Raw genomic sequence first — 24,031 nt, 5'->3', positions numbered from 1 at the left:
AATTAACCGCTCTTCGGAGCGGTTTTTTATTATCTAGAATTTAATTTACGATCTAAAAATGAACAAGGGATCACTAAAAATAATTTAAAACAATCAATATTCTTCTAGCTTTTATTCCTATTTAAGATTATATTAGCGCACAACTGTTCGCTCAATGAAATCAAAAAATAGGGTTAATATGAATCTCGATCTCCATTTTGTTCATCGTATTCAACAACAAGCCAAAACTCGTGCAAATATGACCGCACTTCGCTATAAAGAACACGGCTTGTGGCGAGACCTCTCTTGGAAAAATTTTCAAGATCAACTCAATCAACTTTCTCGAGCATTGCTTGCTCACAATATTGACGTACAAGATAAAATCGCCATTTTTGCCCATAATATGGAACGTTGGACAATCGCTGACATTGCGACCTTACAAATTCGAGCAATCACAGTACCTATTTACGCAACCAATACAGCCCAGCAAGCAGAATTTATCCTAAATCACGCCGATGTAAAAATTCTCTTCGTCGGCGATCAAGAGCAATATGATCAAGCATTGGAAATTGCTCATCATTGTCCAAAATTACAAAAAATTGTGGCAATGAAATCCACCATTCAATTACAACAAGATCCTCTTTCTTGCACTTGGGAAAGTTTTATTAAAACAGGTTCAAACGCCCAACAAAATGAACTAACCCAACGCTTAAACCAAAAACAATTATCGGATTTATTTACGATTATTTATACCTCAGGCACAACGGGAGAGCCTAAAGGTGTCATGTTAGATTACGCTAATCTCGCGCATCAATTAGAAACACATGATCTTTCACTTAATGTGACAGATCAGGATATTTCACTTTCTTTTTTACCATTCTCTCATATTTTTGAACGAGCCTGGGCGGCTTATATTCTTCATAGAGGCGCAATACTTTGCTATTTAGAAGACACCAATCAAGTGCGGTCAGCTTTAACAGAAATTCGCCCAACTTTAATGTGTGCCGTACCACGTTTTTACGAAAAAATTTATGCAGCCGTATTGGATAAAGTTCAAAAAGCCCCAAAACTTCGCCAAATTATGTTTCATTGGGCAATTTCTGTAGGACAAAAATATTTTGATCTACGTGCGAATAACAAAACTGTTCCGTTCTTATTGAAGAAACAATTTGCTTTAGCGGATAAATTAGTGCTCTCAAAACTTCGTCAATTATTGGGGGGACGAATAAAAATGATGCCTTGCGGAGGAGCAAAATTAGAACCGGCTATTGGGCTATTTTTCCATGCTATTGGTATCAACATCAAATTAGGCTATGGCATGACAGAAACAACTGCAACCGTTTCTTGCTGGCATGATTTCCAATTTAACCCAAATTCAATCGGCACACTGATGCCAAAAGCAGAAGTGAAAATTGGGGAAAATAATGAAATCCTTGTGCGTGGTGGAATGGTGATGAAAGGCTATTACAAAAAGCCAGAAGAAACGGCTCAAGCCTTTACAGAAGATGGTTTCTTAAAAACTGGCGATGCGGGAGAATTTGACGAACAAGGCAATTTATTTATTACCGATCGCATTAAAGAATTAATGAAAACCTCAAACGGCAAATATATCGCACCACAATATATCGAAAGCAAAATCGGTAAAGATAAATTTATCGAACAAATTGCGATCATCGCTGATGCGAAAAAATATGTATCCGCGCTTATTGTGCCTTGCTTTGATAGTTTGGAAGAGTACGCAAAACAGCTCAATATTAAATATCATGACCGTTTAGAACTACTAAAAAATTCTGACATTCTGAAAATGTTTGAGCAGCGTATTAATGCAGTACAAAAAGAATTGGCTCATTTCGAGCAAGTAAAAAAATTCACGTTACTTTCTCAAGCATTTAGCATTAAATTGGGTGAAATTACACCAACATTAAAATTGCGTAGAAAAGTGATTTTAGAACGTTATCGCAAGCAAATTGAAGCAATGTATCATTCACAAGAAGCATAACTAAAAGGCTCTCAATTGAGAGCCTTTCTTTTCTAATTATTCAGGAAATTTTTCTTCTAAAATCAATGCAAGTCCATCTTCATTATTGGTCGTGGTAACTACATTTGCAGCTTGTTTAATTTCATTTGGCGCATTTCCCATTGCCACCCCAAGCCCCGCATGTTCTAGCATATCCAAATCATTAAAATTATCGCCAAATGCAATCACTTCATTAGTTTGTACGCCAAAATAATCTTCCAAAAAACGCACCGCACTTCCTTTGGTTGCACTCTTGTGCATTACCTCTAAAAAGTGAGCATGAGAACGACAAATACTTAAATGTGGAAATTTTTTCTTTAAAAGAACTTCAATCTCAATGATTTCTTCTGCTTCCCCAATAATTTGAATTTTATGTGGCGAACTTGTCGCTACTTCATCAAAAGGATGAATCTCAATTTTGGTCACGCTGCGTTCATAAATCACCCATTTATTTTCTACGTCACGAGCATGGCAATCATTATTTGTATAATAATTCACGCCAAGCAAAGGATGTTCCGCCAAAACGGTATTAATCTCTAAAATATCTTTTGGATCAATTTGTACGCTATAAATTGGTTCAAGATGTTGATTCAAAATAAGCGCGCCACTAAATGCAACAAGCACATTATTCGTTTCAAGCTGTTTCCAATAAGGCAAAATACCCAAAGGAGAACGTGCCGAAATTGGCACAAAAGGAATGCCATTCGCCGTTAAACGCTTAATTGCTGCAACAGTTCGAGGGGAAATGGTATGCTGAGAAGTTAATAAGGTGCCATCAAAATCACTAAATACTGCTTTATACATCATTACTCCGAATAAAGATTATTTCTCTGCCAGATAAGGATCAGCAAAGCCTAATCCTTGCATAATTTGGGTTTCTAAACTTTCCATTTCTTCCGCTTCATCGTCTTCAATATGATCATAGCCGAGTAAATGTAAGCTACCATGCACGACCATATGCGCCCAATGCGCCATTAATGGTTTCTCTTGTTCTGCGGCTTCTCTCTCCACGACTTGACGACAAATAACGAGATCCCCTAACAATGGCAACTCCACCTCATCGGGGCATTCAAATGGAAATGAAAGTACGTTAGTCGGGCGATCCTTGCCACGATAAGTTAAATTTAATTCATGGCTTTCGGCTTCATCCACAATACGCACCGTCATTTCGACTTCATTACCCTCAGGCTGAACAGCATCTGTTGCCCACTGCACAATCTGCTCTTCTGTTGGCAAACCCTCTATATTTTCTGTGGCAATTTGCAAATCAACCAATACACTTCCCATTCTATTCTCCTAAATTCTTTTCAATTTCTAACCGCACTTTTGCACTTATTGAATACATATAACAAACGGGTGGGCTTATGACCACTTTTATATGTGTAAAAATGAGGGGAATTATACAATAATAAACCCACCAATCCCCTTTAGATTACATAATTTATATTTACCGCTAATTTACTCTATTTTTAACATACAAAGAGACAAATCACGCTATTTCCTTAATAAACACAAGACCTCAAATCTCTCGCTCTTGGTTGGGGTTAATTGTGAAGTCGTAGATGTCCGCTATAAATATTTCCTTTTCCTTCCCTAGCAAAACCAATTAAAGTCAAATTATGTTTCTCTGCCATTGTTACTGCTAAATCCGTTGCGGCGGAAATCGTGACTAACATCTCCACCCCGCAAGCCACTGTTTTTTGCACCATTTCATAACTCGCTCGACTGGAGGCTAAAATAAAACCTCTAGGCTTACCCAATTTTGCGTGCCAACCAAGCAATTTATCTAACGCAACGTGGCGACCTACATCTTCGTAAATAGCTAACATATTTCCATATAAATCGAAAAATGCACAAGCATGGGTAGCACCAGTTTTACATCCAAGTAATTGATTTTTTTGAAGATCAATAAGACAACAATCTAGCAAATTTAAATCAAATTGAAAAGTACAGTCTAATTTTGGAAAAGTTTTATATACTTGATTCAATTGTTCTGTACCACAAATACCACAGCCTGTACGCCCCGTAAGATTACGACGATGCTCTTTTAATGCCATAAATTTACGGCTGGAAAGTTCAATTTGCACTTCAATACCATTGCAAACTTCTACAACATCAATGCCATAAATATCTTCTGGTTTATCAATAATTCCCTCTGTTATAGAAAAGCCTAAAGCAAAATCCTCTAAATTGTTTGGGGAACACATCATAACTGCGTGAGAAATCCCGTTATATACTAAAGAAACTGGCATCTCAACAGCCAGTATGTCCTCTTTTTGTTGCAAAAGTGCGGTCAATTTTTCTGTATTTTTTGTCTTTCTAAAAAAGTTGATAGTTTGTCGAATCCAGCACTGCATTTATTACCCGTCCATTAGTTAAATGTGAAAAATCTGTTAAATTATTTTTATATTTATGATCTAGATCACAATATTTGTTGAAGCTAATGTCATTTGATTATGGATTTATCGTTAAAAAATCATTATCCTAGCTACCTAATAAATCAGCGTTTTTTCGATGATTTATATACTAGAGAGTGTTATTTTAACGAAATCAACATAATCTAGCTACTAAACGAATTTTATTACTATCTATAATATCTCAACAACTTGTTGTTGAAAGGAGTGATTATGCAGGTCTCAAGAAGAAAATTCTTCAAGATCTGTGCAGGAGGTATGGCGGGAACGTCAGCTGCAATGTTGGGCTTTGCTCCAGCAAATATATTAGCTGCACCACGCGAATATAAATTATTACGTGCGTTTGAATCCCGTAACACCTGCACATACTGCGCTGTAAGTTGCGGTATGTTGTTATATAGCACAGGCAAACCTTACAATTCATTAAGCAGCCATACTGGCACAAATACTCGTTCAAAACTCTTTCATATTGAAGGCGATCCAGATCACCCAGTCAGTCGAGGTGCACTTTGCCCGAAAGGTGCTGGCGCACTCGATTATGTCAATAGTGAAAGCCGTTCTTTATATCCTCAATATCGTGCGCCCGGTTCTGATAAATGGGAACGAATTTCTTGGAAAGATGCCATTAAACGTATTGCTCGTTTAATGAAAGATGACCGAGATGCCAACTTTGTTGAAAAAGATGCAAGTGGAAAAACGGTTAATCGTTGGGCAACGACAGGAATTATGACTGCATCAGCAATGAGCAATGAAGCTGCGTTATTAACGCAAAAGTGGATTCGAATGCTCGGTATGGTGCCAGTATGTAACCAAGCGAATACTTGACACGGACCAACGGTAGCAAGTCTTGCTCCATCATTTGGTCGCGGTGCCATGACAAATAACTGGGTTGATATTAAAAATGCCAACTTAATCATCGTTCAAGGCGGTAACCCTGCTGAAGCCCATCCTGTTGGCTTCCGTTGGGCAATTGAAGCGAAGAAAAACGGTGCGAAAATCATCGTTATTGATCCGCGTTTTAACCGTACAGCATCCGTTGCAGATTTACACGCGCCAATTCGTTCTGGTTCTGATATTACGTTCTTAATGGGCGTGATCCGTTACCTATTGGAAACAAATCAAATTCAACACGAATATGTTAAACACTATACCAATGCTTCATTCTTAATTGATGAAGGTTTCAAATTTGAAGACGGTTTATTTGTAGGTTACAACGAAGAAAAACGTAACTACGATAAATCTAAATGGAACTACCAATTTGATGAAAATGGTCACGCTAAACGTGATATGACATTACAACATCCTCGTTGTGTCATTAACATCTTAAAAGAGCACGTTTCTCGTTATACCCCAGAAATGGTTGAGCGTATTACAGGTGTAAAACAAAAACTCTTCTTACAAATCTGTGAAGAAATTGGTAAAACCTCAGTACCAAATAAAACGATGACGCATCTATATGCATTAGGTTTTACAGAGCATTCAATCGGTACACAAAATATTCGCTCAATGGCGATAATCCAATTACTTTTAGGTAATATGGGGATGCCAGGTGGCGGTATTAACGCATTACGTGGACACTCCAATGTTCAAGGTACGACAGATATGGGCTTATTGCCAATGTCTTTACCAGGTTATATGCGTTTGCCAAACGATAAAGATACCTCTTACGATCAATACATTAACGCAATTACACCAAAAGATATCGTTCCAAACCAAGTGAACTATTATCGTCATACTTCAAAATTCTTTGTCAGTATGATGAAAACTTTCTACGGAGATAATGCCACTAAGGAAAATGGCTGGGGATTCGATTTCTTACCAAAAGCAGATCGCTTATATGATCCGATTACTCACGTTAAATTGATGAATGAAGGCAAATTACACGGTTGGATTTTACAAGGTTTTAACGTATTAAATGCACTGCCAAATAAAAATAAAACGTTATCTGGCATGAGTAAACTGAAATACTTAGTCGTTATGGATCCATTACAAACTGAATCATCAGAATTTTGGAGAAATTTTGGTGAGTCAAATGATGTAAATCCTGCGGAAATTCAAACAGAAGTTTTCCGTTTACCAACTACTTGTTTCGCAGAAGAAGAAGGATCAATCGTTAATTCTGGTCGCTGGGCTCAATGGCACTGGAAAGGTTGCGATCAACCGGGAGAAGCCTTACCTGATGTTGATATTCTTTCTATGCTACGCGAAGAAATGCACGAACTTTATAAAAAAGAGGGTGGTCAAGGCATTAAATCTTTTGAAGCAATGACTTGGAATTATGCTCAACCACACTCACCAAGTGCGGTTGAATTAGCCAAAGAATTAAATGGTTATGCACTTGAAGATCTTTATGATCCAAACGGTAACTTGATGTACAAGAAAGGTCAATTACTCAATGGATTTGCACATTTACGTGATGATGGTACAACAACATCAGGTAACTGGTTATATGTTGGTCAATGGACTGAAAAAGGCAACCAAACTGCTAATCGCGATAATTCAGATCCATCGGGTTTAGGTTGTACTATTGGCTGGGGCTTTGCATGGCCTGCAAACCGCCGCGTACTTTATAGCCGTGCATCATTAGATATCAATGGTAATCCTTGGGATAAAAACCGCCAATTAATCAAATGGAACGGTAAAAACTGGAACTGGTTTGATATTGCTGACTACGGCACGCAACCACCAGGTTCTGATACTGGGCCGTTTATTATGTCCGCAGAAGGCGTAGGACGTTTATTTGCCGTTGATAAAATTGCAAATGGCCCAATGCCAGAACACTATGAACCAGTTGAAAGCCCAATTGATACAAACCCATTTCATCCAAATGTAGTAACCGATCCAACTTTACGTATCTATAAAGAAGATCGTGAATTTATTGGTTCAAATAAAGAGTATCCATTTGTAGCAACAACCTATCGTTTAACCGAGCATTTCCACAGCTGGACTGCACAATCTTCATTAAATATTATCGCACAACCACAACAATTTGTGGAAATTGGCGAAAAATTAGCGGCAGAAAAAGGCATCCAAAAAGGCGATATGGTAAAAATTACTTCTCGTCGTGGCTATATTAAAGCGGTCGCCGTGGTTACAAAACGTCTTAAAGATCTCGAAATTGATGGACGTGTCGTACACCATATAGGTCTTCCAATTCACTGGAATATGAAGGCATTAAATGGCAAAGGTAACCGTGGATTCTCTACGAATACCTTAACACCATCTTGGGGTGAGGCAATCACGCAAACACCAGAATACAAAACATTCTTGGTAAATATTGAAAAAGTTGGGGAGGCATAATATGGCTGGAACTGCTCAAGGCGTTCAAACGCAAGACGTTATTAAAATCTCCGCAACATCTGGTTTAACACCAGCACCACAAGCGAGAGCTCATAAAGTTGAAGTCGCAAAATTAATTGATGTTTCAACTTGTATAGGATGTAAAGCCTGTCAAGTGGGTTGTTCAGAGTGGAATGATATTCGCTCTGATATCAATGCACAATGTGTTGGGGTTTATGACAATCCAGTTGATCTTGATGCAAAAGCATGGACGGTAATGCGTTTTAACGAAGTTGAAGAAAACGATCGTTTAGAATGGCTGATTCGTAAAGATGGCTGTATGCACTGCACAGAACCTGGTTGTTTAAAGGCTTGTCCTGCACCCGGTGCAATCATTCAATATGCTAACGGTATTGTAGATTTCCAATCCGATAAATGTATTGGTTGTGGTTATTGTATTGCAGGCTGTCCATTCAATATTCCACGAATGAATCCTGAAGACAATCGTGTATACAAATGTACTCTTTGTGTGGATCGTGTTTCTGTGGGACAAGAGCCAGCTTGCGTGAAAACCTGTCCAACAGGTGCTATTCGTTTCGGTTCTAAAGAAGAAATGAAAATTTACGCAGAACAACGCGTGGCAGATTTAAAATCCCGTGGTTATGAAAACGCAGGACTTTACGATCCTCCAGGTGTAGGCGGTACACACGTAATGTATGTGTTGCATCACGCAGATAAACCTGAGCTTTACAATGGTCTTCCAAAAGATCCTCAAATTGATGTGAGTGTGACCTTATGGAAAGATGTATTGAAACCAGTCGCTGCAGTTGCAATGGGTGGTCTAGCTCTAGCAGAAGTTGCGCACTACTTAACCGTTGGCCCAAATGTAGAAGAAGATGTGGAAGATCATCATCACGAATTTGAAGAAAATAAACCATCTAAGGGGGAAAATAATGAGTAAAATTGAAATTAGCAACGATACTCGCATTATCCGCCATAGAACCCCAGCACGTATCAGTCACTGGATGTTGGTTATTTGCTTTTTTATGACGATGTTCACTGGTGTTGCATTTTTCTTCCCTGACTTTGCTTGGCTCACAGAAATTTTGGGTACACCACAAATTGCGCGCGCCATTCATCCATTCACAGGGATTTTAATGTTCTTCGCTTTCATCTACTTAGCGTTATTGTACTGGGATCACAATATTCCAGAAAAAAACGATATTCGCTGGGCAAAAGGTATTATTGAAGTTCTTAAAGGGAATGAACACGCGGTTGCTGATAATGGCAAATATAACCTTGGTCAAAAAATGCTCTTTTGGACATTAAACTTGGCAATGGTAACGTTATTAGTCACTGGCATCATTATGTGGCGTCAATATTTTTCACATTACTTCTCAATCCCAGTATTGCGAATTGCTATTTTACTCCACTCTGCAAGTGCTTTTATGTTATTCACTGGTATCTTAGTGCATATATATATGGCATTTTGGGTTAAAGGATCAATTCGCGGTATTGTTGAAGGTTGGGTAACCGTTCGTTGGGCGAAAAAACACCACCCAAGATGGTATCGTGAAGAAGTTTTATCAAAACTTGAGGAAGATTTACTCAACGAGCAATCTGGCAAAGTAGGTAAAACCAAAGTCTTATTTAAAGGATTTGGCAAATAAGCTGAAATCCTGAAAAAGAAAAAGTGCGGTTAAAATTGACCGCACTTTTTATTATAAAAGTGAGAGAATATGAGCATCAAAATCTTATCTGAATCAGAAATTAAACAAGTAGCAAATTCATATCAAGCCCCAGCGGTTTTATTTGCCAATCCTAAAAATCTTTACCAACGCAGAGCGAAACGTTTAAGAGACTTAGCACAAAATCATCCTCTATCTGATTATTTATTATTTGCTGCAGACATAGTTGAAAGCCAACTTTCCACGTTAGAAAAAAATCCTTTACCGCCACAACAGCTTGAACAGTTAAATGCTATCGAGCCACTAAATGCCAAAACCTTTAAGAGAGACAATATCTGGCGTGAATACTTAACTGAAATTCTTGATGAAATAAAGCCCAAAGCTAACGAGCAAATTGCTGCAACAATTGAATTTCTTGAAAAAGCCTCTTCCGCTGAATTAGAAGAAATGGCAAATAAACTCTTAGCACAAGAATTTAATTTAGTCAGCAGTGATAAAGCCGTCTTTATTTGGGCTGCACTTTCTCTTTATTGGTTACAAGCAGCTCAACAAATTCCCCATAATAGCCAAGTTGAGAACACCGAAAATTTACATCACTGCCCTGTTTGTGGTTCTTTACCTGTGGCAAGTATTGTACAAATTGGTACATCACAAGGTTTACGCTACTTACATTGTAATTTATGTGAAAGTGAATGGAATTTGGTACGCGCACAATGCACCAATTGTAATAGTCATGACAAACTCGAAATGTGGTCATTAAATGAAGAACTTGCGCTTGTTCGTGCCGAAACCTGTGGTAGCTGTGAAAGTTACTTGAAAATGATGTTCCAAGAAAAAGATCCTTACGTAGAACCTGTAGCCGATGATTTGGCTTCTATTTTCTTAGACATTGAAATGGAAGAAAAAGGTTTCGCCCGAAGTGGATTAAATCCATTTATTTTTCCTGCAGAAGAAGCATAAAAATATAGCCTAGAAATATCTAGGCTAATTATTTAAATCTATAGATAACACGCCATTACCACGGCATTTTCTCGTCCACCACTGGGTTTCGGATAATAATTTTTCCGAATATCCACTTCATTAAAACCAATTTTTTCATACAAGAAACGAGCAGGGTTAGACTCTCTGACTTCTAGCCATAAGGTCTGAACACCTTTTTCCTTTAATTGAAAGATTAATTTGTCTAACAATAATTTGCCAAATCCGCAACCTTGATAAGTAGGCAAAATCGCAATATTAAACAAAGTCGCTTCATCTAATACGGTTTGGCAAATAGCAAAACCGATAATCTGATTATTCTCTATTAATTTTAAATTGAGATAACGCTCACCTTGATTATTTTTTAACGTACCAAATGACCAAGGCACCAGATGGGCTTGCTGCTCGATTTCATACAATCGCTCGAAATCACAGGCTTCAATTTGAGAAATAATAGACATAATTAAGGCTGCTGAATTTGTTGCCACAACGCTCGTTTGGCTTGATGATTAGATTGAAATTGCTGCCAACTTGGCGAGCGATAAACCTGCTCAGCCTGCTTGCAAAATGGCAAAGTGCGGTCAATTTGGTCGCTATTTTCTGATAGTAACCAATAACGAATAGGCTGCTTACATTCCATATGCTGGATTTGATCGTAATTCAAACATAAACAATTTTCTTTTTTAAGATTAAGGCTTAACAGCACATCAGCCAACAAAGGCGAGCTACTGATATTTTCATCGGAAACAGTGATAAAGCGAATATTCTCTGCCACACTAATTCCTACTGAACCTTGCAGTACCTCGGGGCGATATAATTCCCACTGGGAAATGCCCATTTCTTGTAAAAGAAGATCGCGTCTGTTCATAAGTGAATTTTTAAAAACGTTGCTTGAAAAATAGTGTTAATTTCTTTTATTAATCTTTGCTAAAATGACGCATAATTTTAACTAATAACCCACAGGATTCAAAGCGTGATTTCTCTAGAAAGCCAAGTTTTAGAACGACATCTTTCATTTTTTGATGGAAAATCGGTATTATTTGCTGGCGGTATTTCTGATAATTTTCCTCAAACATTAGCCTCAAAATGCCCATCAATCCAAATTTGGAGCTGCTATTTTGACTATGCAAGAACACAAAGTGCGGTCAATTTTTCCGTTGAATTTCAAGATCAAGCTGATTTAATCGTTTATTATTGGACTAAAAACAAACAAGAAGTCAATTTCCAACTGCTTCAACTATTAGCTCAAGCACCTATTGGCCAAGAAATATTAATTATTGGAGAAAATCGTTGTGGCGTGCGTTCAGTAGAAAAAACATTAGAACCTTATGGTGAAATAGCAAAAATTGACTCTGCTCGTCGTTGCGGTTTATATCATTTTTCACTACAAAACAAACCGCACTTTGAACTTAAAAATTTCTGGAAAACCTATCAACATTCAACACTTGAAAACTTAACTATATATAGTTTACCTGGGGTATTTAGTGCAGCGGAATTAGACACAGGCACAGAACTGTTACTTTCAACCATTGATAATAAAATAAAAGGAAAAGTTCTCGATCTTGGCTGTGGGGCGGGAGTAATTGGATCTATGATCAAAAAACGCTCTCCTAATGCACAAATTACCATGACTGATATTCATGCGATGGCATTAGAATCAGCGCATAAAACACTTTCTAAAAATCAATTACAAGGCGAAATTTACGCCAGTGATGTCTTTTCTGATATAGAAGGAAAATTTGATTTAATTATTTCGAATCCACCATTCCATGATGGTATTGATACTGCCTATCGAGCAGTGACAGAACTCATCACTCAAGCAAAATGGCACCTCAATCAAGGTGGAGAATTACGTATTGTCGCCAATTCATTTCTGCCTTATCCCGAGCTACTTAAACAACATTTCAATGATTATCAAGTTCTTGCTCAAACAGGAAAATTTAAAGTGTATTCAGTGAAAAATTAGAAACAAAAAAATCCCCATCACAATAATGGGGATTTTTATTATGCGTATAAATTTTACCGCACTTTATTCATCCATATATCCTAAACTACGCAGTGCACGTTCATCATCTGCCCAACCTGACTTCACTTTCACCCAAAGTTCAAGATGGACTTTGTTATCAAATAAACGTTCCATATCCGCACGCGCTTCCACACCAATAGTTTTAATTTTTTGACCGCCCGCACCAATTACCATTTTTTTCTGACCTTCACGTTCAACGAGAATTAAGCCATTTATTTCATAAGTACCACGTTCATTTACTTTGAATTGTTCGATTTCAACCGTAACAGAATAGGGTAATTCTTCTCCCGTAAAACGCATTAATTTTTCACGGATTATTTCCGATGCCATAAAACGTTGCGAGCGGTCTGTGACATAATCTTCTGGGAAATGATGCACACCTTCGCGTAAAGATTGGCGTACAATTGTCTCTAATTCATGAACATTATTACCACGCTGTGCAGAAATTGGCACAATGTGAGCAAAGTTAAATTTACTGCTAAGACCTGTAATAAACGGCAATAAATCATCTTTATTCTTGATGTTATCTACTTTGTTGATAGCAAGCACAACGGGTGCTTTTGCATTACGTAGTTTGTTTAGCACCATCTCATCATCTGCATTCCAGTGTGTACCATCTACGACAAAAATAATTAAATCAACATCGCCGATAGCACTACTTGCGGCACGGTTCATTAAGCGGTTAATCGCCCGTTTTTCTTCAATATGAAGCCCCGGTGTATCCACGTAGATTTCTTGATACGCACCTTCAGTTTTAATCCCAACAATACGGTGACGGGTGGTTTGTGCTTTACGCGATGTAATTGAAATTTTTTGTCCTAAAATTTTATTTAAGAGCGTTGATTTACCCACATTTGGGCGACCTACGATAGCAATAAAGCCGCAATAGGTTTTGTCGAATTGTTCGGTCATTTGATGTCCAGTTCTTTTAAAATTTGTTCTGCTGCCGCTTGTTCAGCTTTACGACGGCTAGATCCTTTTGCCACAAAAGTGCGGTCAATTTTCCCCGCACTTTTCACTTTGCATTCAACAGTGAAAATTTGGCAATGGGCTTCCCCTTGAATATTGACTACTTCATAAGTTGGCAATGGCAAATGTTTGCCTTGTAAATATTCTTGTAAACGCGTTTTCGCATCTTTTTGATTATCGCCTGGTTTAATTTCTGCCAATAACTGTTGATACCAATTTCGTATCACTTGGGTCGTCACAGCCAATCCTTGATCCAAAGACATTGCGCCAATAATCGCTTCTACACAATCGGCAAGAATAGATTCGCGGCGAAAACCACCGTTCTTTAGCTCGCCAGAACCAAGCGACATATAATCGCCTAATTCAAATTGGCGCGCTAAAATCGCTAAAGTGGGTTCGCGTACCAAAGTAGCACGCATACGGCTCAGTTCTCCTTCATTACAACGTGGAAACTGATGATAAAGTGCTTCAGCGATAGTGAAATTAAGAATGGAATCGCCTAGGAATTCTAGGCGTTCATTATGTTGAGTTGCCGCACTTCGATGCGTAAGTGCCTGCTTTAAGAGCGCAATATCATTAAAACGATAGCCGATTTTACGCTCAAGTCGATCTAAATGATTCATCTTATTTTATTGCTGTAAAGAAACGCTCAAAACGGAAACCTGTTGGCCATTCATTCGCTTCTTTTTCTAAGCTCATCCAAATATAAGTGGCTTTACCCACAATATTTTTTTCAGGTACAAAGCCCCAGAAACGACTGTCATCGCTGTGATCGCGATGATCCCCCATCACAAAATACTGCCCCTCTGGCACAAGCCATTCTGCAGTTTGCATTCCCTCTTGTGGGAAAAATTCAAGGCCTGAATAACGACGATATTCACTAATTAACACGTTATGTGTTACATCACCTTTTTCAGTCAATTCTAATTCATTCGGAAAAGCAGGATTTGTTGGATTTTGTGTATATTCAAACGCCTTAGTTTCGCAATCAATTTCACAGGGTTTGCCTTCTTTGCCATATACCACTTTTAGCGTTTTTTGTTCCACATCAAAAATGACGCGATCTCCGCCCTTTCCAACAATACGCTTAATATAATCCACACCAGACATATTATCTTTTGAACTTAACGCTAAATTTTCTGCAAAGGCTGCTCGAGTAGCCCCAAGACCAGTACGAATCAACGCTTGTTGTGGTGCTTTAAACACAATCACATCGCCACGTTGTGGTTTTTCGCCTGCAATAATGGTGTTTTGGAAAATCGGATCTTTCACACCATAAGCATATTTATTCACAACTAAAAAATCGCCAACGCGTAAAGTGGACTCCATTGAGCCAGAGGGAATTTGAAACGGTTCAAACAAAAAAGAACGAACCAAAAATACCACTGCAAGCACAGGAAAAAGTGAAGACAAAAATTCTGAAGCCTCAGAAATCGGTTCAATTTTGGCTTTTTCTTCCTCACTTAAGGTTTTACCAGAACGTTGTTCTGCACGTGCCACTTGACGATGACGTTTTGGCAGCACCACAAAACGATGATAACACCATAATACGCCAGAAAGTGCGGTCAAAATTAGTAACAAAATACTAAAAGTATTTGGCAACTGAAAATAATCTAAAACTTTCCACACACCAAAGCCGACAGCCAATAAAATCACAAAAAATAAATTTGACATAATTTTCCTTATTTATCTTTTCCTACGTGTAAAATTGCTAAAAACGCCTCTTGCGGCACTTCTACGTTACCTAAAGACTTCATACGTTTTTTCCCTTCTTTCTGCTTCTGTAAGAGTTTTTTCTTACGGCTCACGTCCCCACCATAACATTTTGCTAATACGTTTTTACGTAATTGTTTCACCGTAGAACGAGCAATAATATGGTTTCCAATCGCTGCTTGAATAGCGATATCAAATTGCTGACGAGGAATTAACTCACGCATTTTTTCAACCAATTCACGACCACGATATTGTGAATTATCTTTATGAACGATTAAAGCCAACGCATCTACTCGTTCGCTGTTAATCATAATATCCACGCGAACCATATCTGCCGCTTGGAAACGTTTAAAACCGTAATCTAACGAAGCATAACCACGCGATGTTGATTTTAAACGATCAAAGAAATCTAAAACCACTTCGCCCATTGGAATTTCATAAGTCAGCGCAATCTGATTACCGTGATATACCATATTGGTTTGCACGCCACGTTTTTCAACGCAAAGGGTAATAACGTTACCTAAATATTCTTGCGGCACCAGCATATTACATTCTGCGATTGGCTCGCGAATTTCAGCAATATTATTAAGTGGAGGCAATTTTGCAGGACTATCCACATAAACAACCTCGCCATTCGTTAATTGCACTTCGTAAATTACCGTTGGTGCAGTCGTGATAAGATCTAAATCATACTCACGCTCTAGACGCTCTTGAATGATTTCCATATGCAGAAGTCCAAGGAAACCACAACGGAAACCAAAACCAAGCGCGGTCGAAGTTTCTGGTTCATAGAAAAGTGACGCATCGTTTAAACTTAATTTACCAAGTGCATCGCGAAACGCTTCATAATCATCAGAACTTACAGGGAAAAGCCCGGCATAAACCTGTGGTTTTACTTTTTTAAAGCCTGGCAACACTTCAGTTGCAGAATTATGTTGATGGGTTAAGGTATCGCCCACTGGTGCACCTAAAATATCTTTAATGGCACAAACTACCCAACCCACTTCGCCACATTCTAAAACGGTAGTATCTTCTTGTTTTGGCGTGAAAATCCCTAAACGATCTACGTTGTAAGTTTGCCCTGTGGACATCACTTTAATTTTATCGCCTTTACGTAATACCCCGTTTTTAATACGCACTAAAGATACCACGCCCAAATAATTATCGAACCAAGAATCAATGATCAATGCTTGTAATGGCGCATTAGGATCGCCTTCTGGTGCAGGAATTTTTGCCACGATTTCTTCTAATACATCTTCGATACCGACACCCGTTTTAGCTGAGCATCGAACCGCTTCCATCGCATCAATTCCAACAATATCTTCAATTTCTTCAGCGACGCGTTCAGGATCAGCAGCTGGTAAGTCGATTTTATTTAAAATCGGTACTACCTCTAAATCCATTTCGATTGCAGTATAACAGTTTGCTAGAGTTTGGGCTTCTACCCCTTGACCAGCATCAACTACCAACAATGCCCCTTCACAAGCAGCAAGAGAGCGAGACACTTCATAGGAAAAGTCCACGTGTCCTGGTGTATCGATAAAGTTTAATTGATAAGTTTCGCCATCTTTGGCTTTATAATTTAAAGTAACACTTTGTGCTTTGATGGTAATTCCACGCTCACGCTCAAGATCCATTGAATCTAGCACTTGCGCTTCCATTTCACGATCCGAAAGGCCACCACAAGTTTGAATCAAACGGTCAGAAAGTGTCGATTTACCGTGGTCAATATGGGCAATAATAGAAAAGTTGCGAATATTCTTCATAAAAGATTGTTTTTCTCAAAAATCATTAAATTTAACTGGCGGATTGTACCTGAAAAGCGCGAAAATCGCTAGAGATGAAAGGGAAAAGTGCGGTCAAATTTTCAAACTTTTTAGATAAAACAAAACCCCGAATGACTTCGAGGTTTCTTTTTTCATTCAAACTGAAATTATAGGCTTTCAGTGAAAGTACGAGTGATCACGTCGCGTTGTTGTTCTGGCGTTAAAGAGTTGAAACGTACTGCGTAACCAGAAACACGGATAGTTAATTGTGGATATTTATCTGGGTTATTTACCGCATCTTCTAACGTTTCACGACGTAATACGTTTACGTTTAAGTGTTGGCCACCTTCAACTTTAACAGTTGGTACTACGTTTACTGGTAATTCACGGTATTCGATTTGACCTAATTCGCTAACTGCAACAACTTGGTCTTCAGCAAATTCGCCTTTTGCACATAAGCAACGTGCTTCATTTTTTTCGCTGTCTAATAACCAGAATGAATTAAGCAAATTGTCATTTGCTGCTTGAGTAATTTGAATACCTTTAATCATAATAGCCTCCTAATTGGCACGAAAATAATAATACTGTACAAATTTTATCAAATCATTTTAATATTTCAAATTATTTTATATTTATTTGATAAAGAGCAGGTTATTTTTTTAATTAATTTTTATAAATTTGATCTAAATTAAAATTCATTAATTTTTAAATAAAATTTATATCAATAATTTAACATTAATTTAACTTTTTATTGAATGAATGTTTTTGTTTATAATGAATAAAAACTTATTAATAGGATAAAATAATGAAAAACTGGACAGACGTTATCGGAACAGAAAAAGCACAACCTTACTTTCAACACACACTACAACAGGTTCATCTTGCAAGAGCAAACGGGAAAACAATTTATCCACCACAAAAAGAGGTATTTAATACATTCAAATATACCGCTTTTGGAGATGTAAAAGTGGTAATTTTAGGTCAGGATCCTTATCATGGACCAAACCAAGCTCATGGATTGGCTTTTTCAGTAAAACCTGAAGTAGCCATTCCCCCTTCCCTATTAAATATATATAAAGAACTCACACAAGATATTTCGGGATTTCAAATGCCATCAAATGGTTATTTAGTCAAATGGGCAGAACAAGGGGTATTGCTACTTAACACTGTGCTTACCGTGGAACGAGGTATGGCACATTCACACGCCAATTTAGGTTGGGAAAGGTTTACAGATAAAGTTATTGCAGTACTCAATGAACATCGTGAAAAACTGGTGTTTTTACTTTGGGGCAGTCACGCACAAAAAAAAGGGCAAATTATTGACCGCACTCGTCACTTTGTTTTAACGGCGCCACACCCTTCCCCGTTGTCAGCACATCGAGGTTTCTTTGGTTGTCATCATTTTTCCAAAACAAATTCATATTTGGAAAGCAATGGAATGAAACCAATTGATTGGCAAATCTAAACCATATATCTCTAAAAAAATAACCGCACTTTAATTTCTCAAAGTGCGGTTAAATATTTCAGTATTTCAATTAGCCGTGGTAACGCCCTACGCCTAATTCATCTTCTTTACGTGTGCGATTCATCACTTCTTGTGGAGATTGCGCAATACGTAATCCCATTTCATCTTCAGTACGCACCACTTCGCCACGTAACGAATTAGTATAAACATCAGTGATTTTCACATCCACAAACTTACCGATCATTTCTGGAGAACCTTGGAAATTAACAATACGATTTGTTTCAGTGCGTCCTGTTAATTCCATAATATCTTTCTTCGATGGCCCTTCAACTAACACACGCTGCTCTGTGCCAAGCATACGACGGCTAAATTGTGCCGCTTGTTGATTAATACGCTCTTGTAGCACATAAAGACGCTGTTTCTTTTCATCTTCCGTCACATCATCTGGCATATCTGCAGCTGGCGTACCTGGTCGAGCGGAATAAACAAAACTGAAGCTCATATCAAAGTTCACTTGTGCAATCAAATTCATAGTTTGCTCAAAATCTTCCGCCGTTTCACCTGGGAAACCAACAATAAAGTCTGAGCTGATTTGAATATCTGGACGCACAGCACGAAGTTTACGAATAATGGATTTATATTCTAATGCGGTATGAGCACGTTTCATCATTGTTAATACACGGTCAGAACCTGCTTGCACTGGAAGATGTAAGAAACTCACCAATTCAGGCGTATCACGATATACATCAATAATATCATCGGTAAATTCTATTGGATGACTGGTTGTGAAACGTAAACGATCAATACCATCGATAGAAGCCACGAGACGAAGCAACTCAGCAAAGCTACAAATTTGACCATCATGCGTTGGCCCACGATAAGCATTTACATTTTGACCAAGTAGATTGACCTCACGCACACCTTGTTCCGCAAGTTGCGCAATTTCAAATAGCACATCATCTACGGGACGGCTAACTTCTTCTCCACGAGTATAAGGCACAACACAAAAAGTACAGTATTTATTACAGCCTTCCATAATGGAAACAAATGCCGTTGGGCCTTCTGCGCGAGGTTCTGGTAAGCGGTCAAATTTCTCAATTTCAGGGAAACTTACGTCTACGACGGAACTTTTTCCACCACGAATTTGATTAATCATTTCAGGCAAGCGATGCAAAGTTTGTGGGCCAAAAATAATATCCACATAAGGCGCACGATGGCGAATATGTTCCCCTTCTTGAGAAGCCACACAGCCGCCCACACCAATCACTAAATTTGGATTATTTTTCTTTAATTCTTTCCAACGCCCCAGTTGATGAAACACTTTTTCTTGTGCTTTTTCACGAATAGAACAGGTATTTAATAATAATACGTCTGCTTCTTCAGGTGCTTCCGTGAGTTCTAATCCGTGGGTGCTTAATAAAAGATCTGCCATTTTAGATGAATCATATTCATTCATCTGGCAGCCCCAAGTTTTAATATGTAATTTTTGAGTCATTTTCTACAATATCGTTAGGTGTTATAAATAATTAGTTAAATAAAGCAATGGGCTATTCTACAGGCTTGCGCTGTTTCTGGCTAGTGAATATTCGGTGAAAAAAATATCAAAAATAAACCGCACTTTTGTAAGAAGCAAAAAGTGCGGTTTAATTTAGCGCAATTTTAAATTATTTCACCAATCCGCCACTGGCTTGTAAATCAGCGTGATAAGAAGAACGAACAAATGGTCCACAAGCCGCATGTTCAAAGCCCATTTCATTGGCTTTATCACGGAATTCATCAAATTCAGTTGGCGGCACATAACGGGCAACAGGCAAATGGTGACGGCTAGGTTGAAGATATTGACCCAACGTGAGCATAGTCACACCGTTATCACGTAAATCTTGCATCACTTGCAAAATTTCCTCGTTGGTTTCGCCTAACCCAACCATTAAACCAGATTTGGTTGGGATATTTGGGAATATTTCTTTGAATTCACGCAATAATTTAAGTGACCATTCGTAATCCGCACCTGGACGAATTTCTTTATATAAGCGCGGTACGTTTTCTAAATTATGGTTAAAGACATCTGGCGGATTATCTTTTAATTTCTCTAAAGCCTGTGTAATGCGACCACGAAAATCAGGCACTAAAATTTCAATCTTAATGTTAGGATTAAGCTCGCGCACAGCTTTTACACATTCAGAAAAATGACCAGCACCACGATCAGGCAAGTCATCACGATCCACCGATGTGATTACCACATATTTAAGTTTCATATCTTGAATCGTTTCTGCCAATTTTTGTGGCTCTTCAGGATCTGGCGGTAATGGTTTACCGTGAGCCACATCACAGAATGGGCAACGGCGCGTACAAATTGCACCTAAAATCATAAAAGTGGCTGTGCCATGATTAAAACATTCGTGTAAATTTGGACAAGATGCTTCCTCACAAACAGAATGTAATCCGTGACGGCGCATTCCATTTTTAATGCTTTCAATTTTAGCTGAACTTGCTGGAAGTTTAATTTTCATCCATTCTGGTTTTTTTAATAAATCTTGATTAGGATCGATATTTTTTACGGGAATAATTGAGGTTTTTGCCGCATCGCGATATTTTACACCGCGTTCCATTTTGAAAGGCGTAGACATAGTATTTTCCTAAATAAAAATGCCCAAATTGGGCATTTAGTTTTTATAAAATGTTATAAAGTTGTTATATTATAGCCTAAAAGATTGGCGAAGTGTTTAATTAATTTTGCTGAAACATTATCGCAATCAGCTTTATCTTGATTAACAAAATCCGCTAACTGACACATTTCAAGCCCTGCATAACCACAAGGATTAATATAATGGAAAGGATTAAGATCCATATTAATATTCAATGCCAACCCGTGAAAAGAGCAACCACGACGAATACGTAATCCAAGAGAACAAATCTTTTTTCCATCCACATAAACACCTGGCGCATCAGGCTTTGGATAGCTTTCAATGCCATATTCAGCCAAAGTTTTAACCACCGTTTGTTCAAGTGCGGTAACTAATTGACGTACATTTAAATTTTTATGGCGTTTAATGTCAATAAGCACATACATCACTTGCTGACCGGGTGCGTGATAGGTAATTTGCCCACCACGATCCGATTGCACCACAGGGATTTCACTACGTTGTAAAAGATGCTCTGGTTTACCTGCTTGCCCTTGTGTAAAAACAGGATAATGTTGTACTAACCAAATTTCGTCTTGCGTTTCAGCATTTCGAGTATCAGTAAAATCCTGCATTTTGTGCCAAATTTCTTGATAATCTTGCAATCCTAACTGACGAACGATAAGGGAATTGTTCATACTAAATAACCATTTTCACGCCTTCAACTTTAGCCAGTTCTTTATAGAGTGTTTCTACCTGATCAAAGTTTTCAGCAATAATATCAATTGAAACTGAATTATAAGTGCCTTTACTACTGCGCTTTTCTTTTGGAATATAATCGCCTTTAATATATTTTTGCACCACTTGTATAAGATCTTGTGCTAACCCTTCTCGATTAATTCCCGCAACTTTAAAAGTCATTTTTGCTGGAAATTCCATTAATTCCTTGAGTTTTGCATAATCGTTTTCTATTGTCATTTTCTTTCCTAAAAATAAAATAAATCAAAAAGTGCGGTCAATTTTCAACTTGTTTTTATGAGAATAACCCTTTCACAGTCAATACTAACCAATCCCATAGTTTACCCAAAATACCCGCTTCTCCCACATCATTCATCACTTGTAAATTGGCACTTGCAATATCCTTACCATCCAGTTGATAAACCACTTTACCAATCACTTGACCTTTTGCTAATGGTGCTTGTAAATTTTTATCTGCTAATTCATAACGAGCTTTAACCTCACTTTGTTTACCTTTAGGTATCGTAATAAAGTGATCCATGAAAGCACCAAGTTTTACTGAATTTTTATCGCCATAATAAACCCTTTGTTCTGAAATTTCTTTACCAGCCTCTAAAGTTTTAAATGTTTCGAAATTAGCAAAACCCCATTGTAAAAGTTTCTTACTTTCTACTTCACGACCTTTGTAAGTTGGCACACCCATTACTACAGAAATTAAACGCATATTGTTTGATGTAGTCGCTGAAGCGACTAAGTTATATCCTGCTTGGCTAGTATGCCCTGTCTTCATTCCATCAACATTGATAGTTTTATCCCATAATAGTCCATTACGGTTAGCTTGTTTGATTTTATTAAATGTAAAGTCTTTTTCGGAGTAAATTTTATATTCTTCAGGTAAATCACGAATAATATGTGCACCAATAATTGCCATATCACGCGCGGAAGAATATTGATTTGGATCGTCTAAACCATGGGGCGTGGTGAAATTTGTATTTTTCAAACCAAATTGTTGAACATATTTATTCATTGTTTCTACAAAGTTCGGTACATTGCCAGAAATATGTTCAGCTAATGCAACAGTCGCATCATTACCAGAAACAACAATCACACCTCGATTTAAGTCTGCTACAGATACTTGTGTATTTAAATCTAAAAACATTTTTGATGAATCAGGGAAATTACGCCCCCACGCACTTTCACCAATGGTAACCATATCGGTATTATGGATTTTGCCTTGTTTTAATGCGACACCAACTACATAACTTGTCATCATTTTAGTCAGTGATGCTGGATATTGACGTTGATCTGGATTAAGTGCGGTCAAAATTGCACCTGAATTATAATCCATCAATACATACGTTTGAGCCGTAATTTGTGGTGGAGTTACGCCAAACTGCATATCCTCTGCAGATACCGAAAAAGCACTAAGTGCCGCAAAACTTGATAAAAATGCGATTTTTGTTGTTCTTTTCAACATAGTGTGTTCCTACAATTAATTTTTATATGTGTAAACAATTAGTGGCTTGTTTACTGCCATTTTTTGTAATTTGGTTCTCACTTGTGCCATTTGTGCTTTATTATCAAAAGGCCCAATATAAATTTCATATTTATTTCCTGCCCTATTCACTTCAGTCTGAATATTCGCTAACGCAAGTTGCGTAATTAATTTATTTGCTTGGCTACGAGAGGTTAATTCAAGCATTTTCAAACAGTAAAATTCGGTTCCTTTTAGAGCATTTATTGACTTAGATGCGTTATCAAAAAGTGTGTTAGATTTTAATACTAAACGATCGACAGCTTCCTGAGTTTTTGCTTGTTTAGCCAGTGTTTTTGTGGCTGCGCCTGATAAATTCCCATTTTTAGCAACGTGCAACGCCTCAATTCTTACCTGCCCTATGCCGCGGGAAATTAAGCCAATTTCTTTTGCCGCAGCGTGTGAAAGATCAATTAAACGTTTATCACTAAAAGGCCCACGATCATTAATACGTACGATAACTTTACGATTGTTATGTAAATTTGTCACTAAAGCATAAGAATTTATTGGCAATGTTTTATGTGCTGCAGTAAATTGTTTTGAGTTATAAACATCGCCACTTGCTGTTTTGCGCCCATCAAATTTAAGATGATAATAACTTGCTAAACCTTCTTTAATATAAGATTTGGCTTCATTCCCACTTTTAGTGGTATAAGTTTGCCCTTTTACTGAATAAGTCCTTGGTGCAGGCATTTGAGTTGCGATAGAAAGATTATCCCCTCGAATACCATACATTTTTTGCGTATCAGCCTGCACAGGAAAAGCTACGCTTATCATAAATAGCAAAAGTGCGGTCAAATTTAACCCAGTTTTTAATTTCATAAAATATTAACGCTTTTCATTT

General features: G+C 37.8%; 23 protein-coding genes. 7 read left to right on the top strand and 16 right to left on the bottom strand.

Annotated elements, in window-relative coordinates; translation table 11 throughout:
• The first annotated feature begins 178 nt into the window (after positions 1 to 178).
• Positions 179 to 1,978, top strand: a complete 1,800-nt coding sequence (locus DV356_RS08040; RefSeq protein WP_192882172.1) for an AMP-dependent synthetase/ligase — start codon at positions 179 to 181, stop codon at positions 1,976 to 1,978.
• A gap of 36 nt (positions 1,979 to 2,014) precedes the next feature.
• Here DV356_RS08040 and DV356_RS08035 read toward each other — a convergent pair whose 3' ends face one another.
• From DV356_RS08035 to fdhD, 3 genes are all read right to left on the bottom strand, one after another.
• Positions 2,015 to 2,800, bottom strand: a complete 786-nt coding sequence (locus DV356_RS08035) for a Cof-type HAD-IIB family hydrolase (RefSeq protein ID WP_162877108.1) — start codon at positions 2,798 to 2,800, stop codon at positions 2,015 to 2,017.
• A gap of 18 nt (positions 2,801 to 2,818) precedes the next feature.
• Entirely contained in the window at positions 2,819 to 3,283 is a 465-nt protein-coding gene (gene ybeY, locus DV356_RS08030; protein ID WP_042611583.1) for an rRNA maturation RNase YbeY, read from the bottom strand.
• Positions 3,284 to 3,540: 257 nt separating this feature from the next.
• A complete protein-coding gene (gene fdhD, locus DV356_RS08025; protein WP_118806794.1) occupies positions 3,541 to 4,353 on the bottom strand; it encodes a formate dehydrogenase accessory sulfurtransferase FdhD in 813 nt (270 codons plus the stop codon).
• A gap of 270 nt (positions 4,354 to 4,623) precedes the next feature.
• On the opposite strand from fdhD, the gene fdnG reads away from it, so the two are divergent.
• From fdnG to fdhE, 4 genes are all read left to right on the top strand, one after another.
• Positions 4,624 to 7,710 (top strand): formate dehydrogenase-N subunit alpha, encoded by a 3,087-nt coding sequence (gene fdnG, locus DV356_RS08015; protein ID WP_153066464.1) that lies wholly within the window; start codon positions 4,624 to 4,626, stop codon positions 7,708 to 7,710.
• Between the two features lies 1 nt (position 7,711).
• Entirely contained in the window at positions 7,712 to 8,650 is a 939-nt protein-coding gene (fdxH, locus tag DV356_RS08010; RefSeq protein ID WP_005657855.1) for a formate dehydrogenase subunit beta, read from the top strand.
• The gene (locus tag DV356_RS08005) at positions 8,643 to 9,359 is read left to right on the top strand and encodes a formate dehydrogenase subunit gamma (protein ID WP_118806791.1); all 717 of its coding nucleotides are present in this window, start codon (positions 8,643 to 8,645) and stop codon (positions 9,357 to 9,359) included. The genes fdxH and DV356_RS08005 overlap by 8 nt, the downstream gene beginning before the upstream one ends.
• Before the next feature lie 69 nt (positions 9,360 to 9,428).
• Positions 9,429 to 10,337 carry a formate dehydrogenase accessory protein FdhE gene (fdhE, locus tag DV356_RS08000; protein ID WP_118806790.1) on the top strand — a complete coding sequence of 303 codons (909 nt, stop codon included), beginning with the start codon at positions 9,429 to 9,431 and terminating at the stop codon, positions 10,335 to 10,337.
• Between the two features lie 38 nt (positions 10,338 to 10,375).
• Here fdhE and rimI read toward each other — a convergent pair whose 3' ends face one another.
• Together rimI and holD are read right to left on the bottom strand one after the other, a co-directional pair.
• Positions 10,376 to 10,816, bottom strand: a complete 441-nt coding sequence (rimI, locus tag DV356_RS07995) for a ribosomal protein S18-alanine N-acetyltransferase (protein ID WP_118802658.1) — start codon at positions 10,814 to 10,816, stop codon at positions 10,376 to 10,378.
• Between the two features lie 2 nt (positions 10,817 to 10,818).
• Complete coding sequence (gene holD / locus DV356_RS07990) at positions 10,819 to 11,223, bottom strand: DNA polymerase III subunit psi (protein WP_005657846.1); 405 nt, start codon at positions 11,221 to 11,223, stop codon at positions 10,819 to 10,821.
• A gap of 105 nt (positions 11,224 to 11,328) precedes the next feature.
• On the opposite strand from holD, the gene rsmC reads away from it, so the two are divergent.
• Entirely contained in the window at positions 11,329 to 12,321 is a 993-nt protein-coding gene (gene rsmC, locus DV356_RS07985; protein ID WP_118806789.1) for a 16S rRNA (guanine(1207)-N(2))-methyltransferase RsmC, read from the top strand.
• A gap of 63 nt (positions 12,322 to 12,384) precedes the next feature.
• Here rsmC and era read toward each other — a convergent pair whose 3' ends face one another.
• The 5 genes from era to grcA all read right to left on the bottom strand — a co-directional run bounded on the left by era (position 12,385) and on the right by grcA (position 17,380).
• Positions 12,385 to 13,293, bottom strand: a complete 909-nt coding sequence (gene era, locus DV356_RS07980; protein WP_118806788.1) for a GTPase Era — start codon at positions 13,291 to 13,293, stop codon at positions 12,385 to 12,387.
• Positions 13,290 to 13,973 (bottom strand): ribonuclease III, encoded by a 684-nt coding sequence (gene rnc, locus DV356_RS07975; RefSeq protein ID WP_012054767.1) that lies wholly within the window; start codon positions 13,971 to 13,973, stop codon positions 13,290 to 13,292. Before rnc ends, era begins: the two co-directional genes overlap by 4 nt.
• Position 13,974: 1 nt before the next feature.
• Complete coding sequence (gene lepB, locus DV356_RS07970; protein ID WP_118806787.1) at positions 13,975 to 15,024, bottom strand: signal peptidase I; 1,050 nt, start codon at positions 15,022 to 15,024, stop codon at positions 13,975 to 13,977.
• Between the two features lie 8 nt (positions 15,025 to 15,032).
• Positions 15,033 to 16,829 carry a translation elongation factor 4 gene (gene lepA, locus DV356_RS07965; RefSeq protein WP_005652644.1) on the bottom strand — a complete coding sequence of 599 codons (1,797 nt, stop codon included), beginning with the start codon at positions 16,827 to 16,829 and terminating at the stop codon, positions 15,033 to 15,035.
• A gap of 167 nt (positions 16,830 to 16,996) precedes the next feature.
• The gene (grcA, locus tag DV356_RS07960) at positions 16,997 to 17,380 is read right to left on the bottom strand and encodes an autonomous glycyl radical cofactor GrcA (protein WP_118806786.1); all 384 of its coding nucleotides are present in this window, start codon (positions 17,378 to 17,380) and stop codon (positions 16,997 to 16,999) included.
• A 254-nt stretch (positions 17,381 to 17,634) separates the two neighbouring features.
• Between grcA and ung the strand changes: the two genes are divergently transcribed.
• Positions 17,635 to 18,294, top strand: a complete 660-nt coding sequence (gene ung / locus DV356_RS07955) for a uracil-DNA glycosylase (protein ID WP_118806785.1) — start codon at positions 17,635 to 17,637, stop codon at positions 18,292 to 18,294.
• Between the two features lie 70 nt (positions 18,295 to 18,364).
• Here ung and miaB read toward each other — a convergent pair whose 3' ends face one another.
• From miaB to DV356_RS07925, 6 genes are all read right to left on the bottom strand, one after another.
• Positions 18,365 to 19,789 (bottom strand): tRNA (N6-isopentenyl adenosine(37)-C2)-methylthiotransferase MiaB, encoded by a 1,425-nt coding sequence (gene miaB, locus DV356_RS07950; protein WP_005649877.1) that lies wholly within the window; start codon positions 19,787 to 19,789, stop codon positions 18,365 to 18,367.
• 169 nt (positions 19,790 to 19,958) lie between these two features.
• Positions 19,959 to 20,921 carry a lipoyl synthase gene (gene lipA / locus DV356_RS07945; protein ID WP_005652627.1) on the bottom strand — a complete coding sequence of 321 codons (963 nt, stop codon included), beginning with the start codon at positions 20,919 to 20,921 and terminating at the stop codon, positions 19,959 to 19,961.
• Between the two features lie 53 nt (positions 20,922 to 20,974).
• Complete coding sequence (lipB, locus tag DV356_RS07940) at positions 20,975 to 21,613, bottom strand: lipoyl(octanoyl) transferase LipB (RefSeq protein WP_005668019.1); 639 nt, start codon at positions 21,611 to 21,613, stop codon at positions 20,975 to 20,977.
• A 1-nt stretch (position 21,614) separates the two neighbouring features.
• Positions 21,615 to 21,893: a DUF493 family protein YbeD gene (gene ybeD, locus DV356_RS07935; protein ID WP_005649857.1), complete on the bottom strand. Its 279-nt coding sequence runs from the start codon at positions 21,891 to 21,893 to the stop codon at positions 21,615 to 21,617.
• Positions 21,894 to 21,948: 55 nt separating this feature from the next.
• Entirely contained in the window at positions 21,949 to 23,130 is a 1,182-nt protein-coding gene (locus DV356_RS07930) for a D-alanyl-D-alanine carboxypeptidase family protein (RefSeq protein ID WP_118806784.1), read from the bottom strand.
• A gap of 15 nt (positions 23,131 to 23,145) precedes the next feature.
• On the bottom strand, positions 23,146 to 24,009 hold the full coding sequence (locus DV356_RS07925; protein WP_118806783.1) for a septal ring lytic transglycosylase RlpA family protein: 864 nt from the start codon (positions 24,007 to 24,009) through the stop codon (positions 23,146 to 23,148).
• Between the last annotated feature and the right edge of the window lie 22 nt (positions 24,010 to 24,031).

Origin of the sequence: Haemophilus influenzae (assembly GCF_003494325.1) — a bacterium.
GTDB lineage: Bacteria > Pseudomonadota > Gammaproteobacteria > Enterobacterales > Pasteurellaceae > Haemophilus > Haemophilus influenzae_I.
The sequence above is the reverse complement of the archived record's forward strand: the minus strand, read 5'-3'. Positions and strand labels throughout refer to the sequence as shown.

Coding starts and splice junctions, on each gene's coding strand:
- DV356_RS08040 (WP_192882172.1), top strand. CDS start 179: ATGAATCTCGATCTCCATTTTGTTCATCGTATTCAACAACAAGCCAAA.
- miaB (WP_005649877.1), bottom strand. CDS start 19,789: ATGACTCAAAAATTACATATTAAAACTTGGGGCTGCCAGATGAATGAA.
- lipA (WP_005652627.1), bottom strand. CDS start 20,921: ATGTCTACGCCTTTCAAAATGGAACGCGGTGTAAAATATCGCGATGCG.
- rnc (WP_012054767.1), bottom strand. CDS start 13,973: ATGAATCATTTAGATCGACTTGAGCGTAAAATCGGCTATCGTTTTAAT.
- ybeD (WP_005649857.1), bottom strand. CDS start 21,893: ATGACAATAGAAAACGATTATGCAAAACTCAAGGAATTAATGGAATTT.
- era (WP_118806788.1), bottom strand. CDS start 13,293: ATGACCGAACAATTCGACAAAACCTATTGCGGCTTTATTGCTATCGTA.
- holD (WP_005657846.1), bottom strand. CDS start 11,223: ATGAACAGACGCGATCTTCTTTTACAAGAAATGGGCATTTCCCAGTGG.
- DV356_RS07925 (WP_118806783.1), bottom strand. CDS start 24,009: ATGAAATTAAAAACTGGGTTAAATTTGACCGCACTTTTGCTATTTATG.
- DV356_RS07930 (WP_118806784.1), bottom strand. CDS start 23,130: ATGTTGAAAAGAACAACAAAAATCGCATTTTTATCAAGTTTTGCGGCA.
- lepB (WP_118806787.1), bottom strand. CDS start 15,024: ATGTCAAATTTATTTTTTGTGATTTTATTGGCTGTCGGCTTTGGTGTG.
- lipB (WP_005668019.1), bottom strand. CDS start 21,613: ATGAACAATTCCCTTATCGTTCGTCAGTTAGGATTGCAAGATTATCAA.
- fdxH (WP_005657855.1), top strand. CDS start 7,712: ATGGCTGGAACTGCTCAAGGCGTTCAAACGCAAGACGTTATTAAAATC.
- rimI (WP_118802658.1), bottom strand. CDS start 10,816: ATGTCTATTATTTCTCAAATTGAAGCCTGTGATTTCGAGCGATTGTAT.
- fdhE (WP_118806790.1), top strand. CDS start 9,429: ATGAGCATCAAAATCTTATCTGAATCAGAAATTAAACAAGTAGCAAAT.
- grcA (WP_118806786.1), bottom strand. CDS start 17,380: ATGATTAAAGGTATTCAAATTACTCAAGCAGCAAATGACAATTTGCTT.
- DV356_RS08005 (WP_118806791.1), top strand. CDS start 8,643: ATGAGTAAAATTGAAATTAGCAACGATACTCGCATTATCCGCCATAGA.
- ung (WP_118806785.1), top strand. CDS start 17,635: ATGAAAAACTGGACAGACGTTATCGGAACAGAAAAAGCACAACCTTAC.
- fdhD (WP_118806794.1), bottom strand. CDS start 4,353: ATGCAGTGCTGGATTCGACAAACTATCAACTTTTTTAGAAAGACAAAA.
- ybeY (WP_042611583.1), bottom strand. CDS start 3,283: ATGGGAAGTGTATTGGTTGATTTGCAAATTGCCACAGAAAATATAGAG.
- lepA (WP_005652644.1), bottom strand. CDS start 16,829: ATGAAGAATATTCGCAACTTTTCTATTATTGCCCATATTGACCACGGT.
- DV356_RS08035 (WP_162877108.1), bottom strand. CDS start 2,800: ATGTATAAAGCAGTATTTAGTGATTTTGATGGCACCTTATTAACTTCT.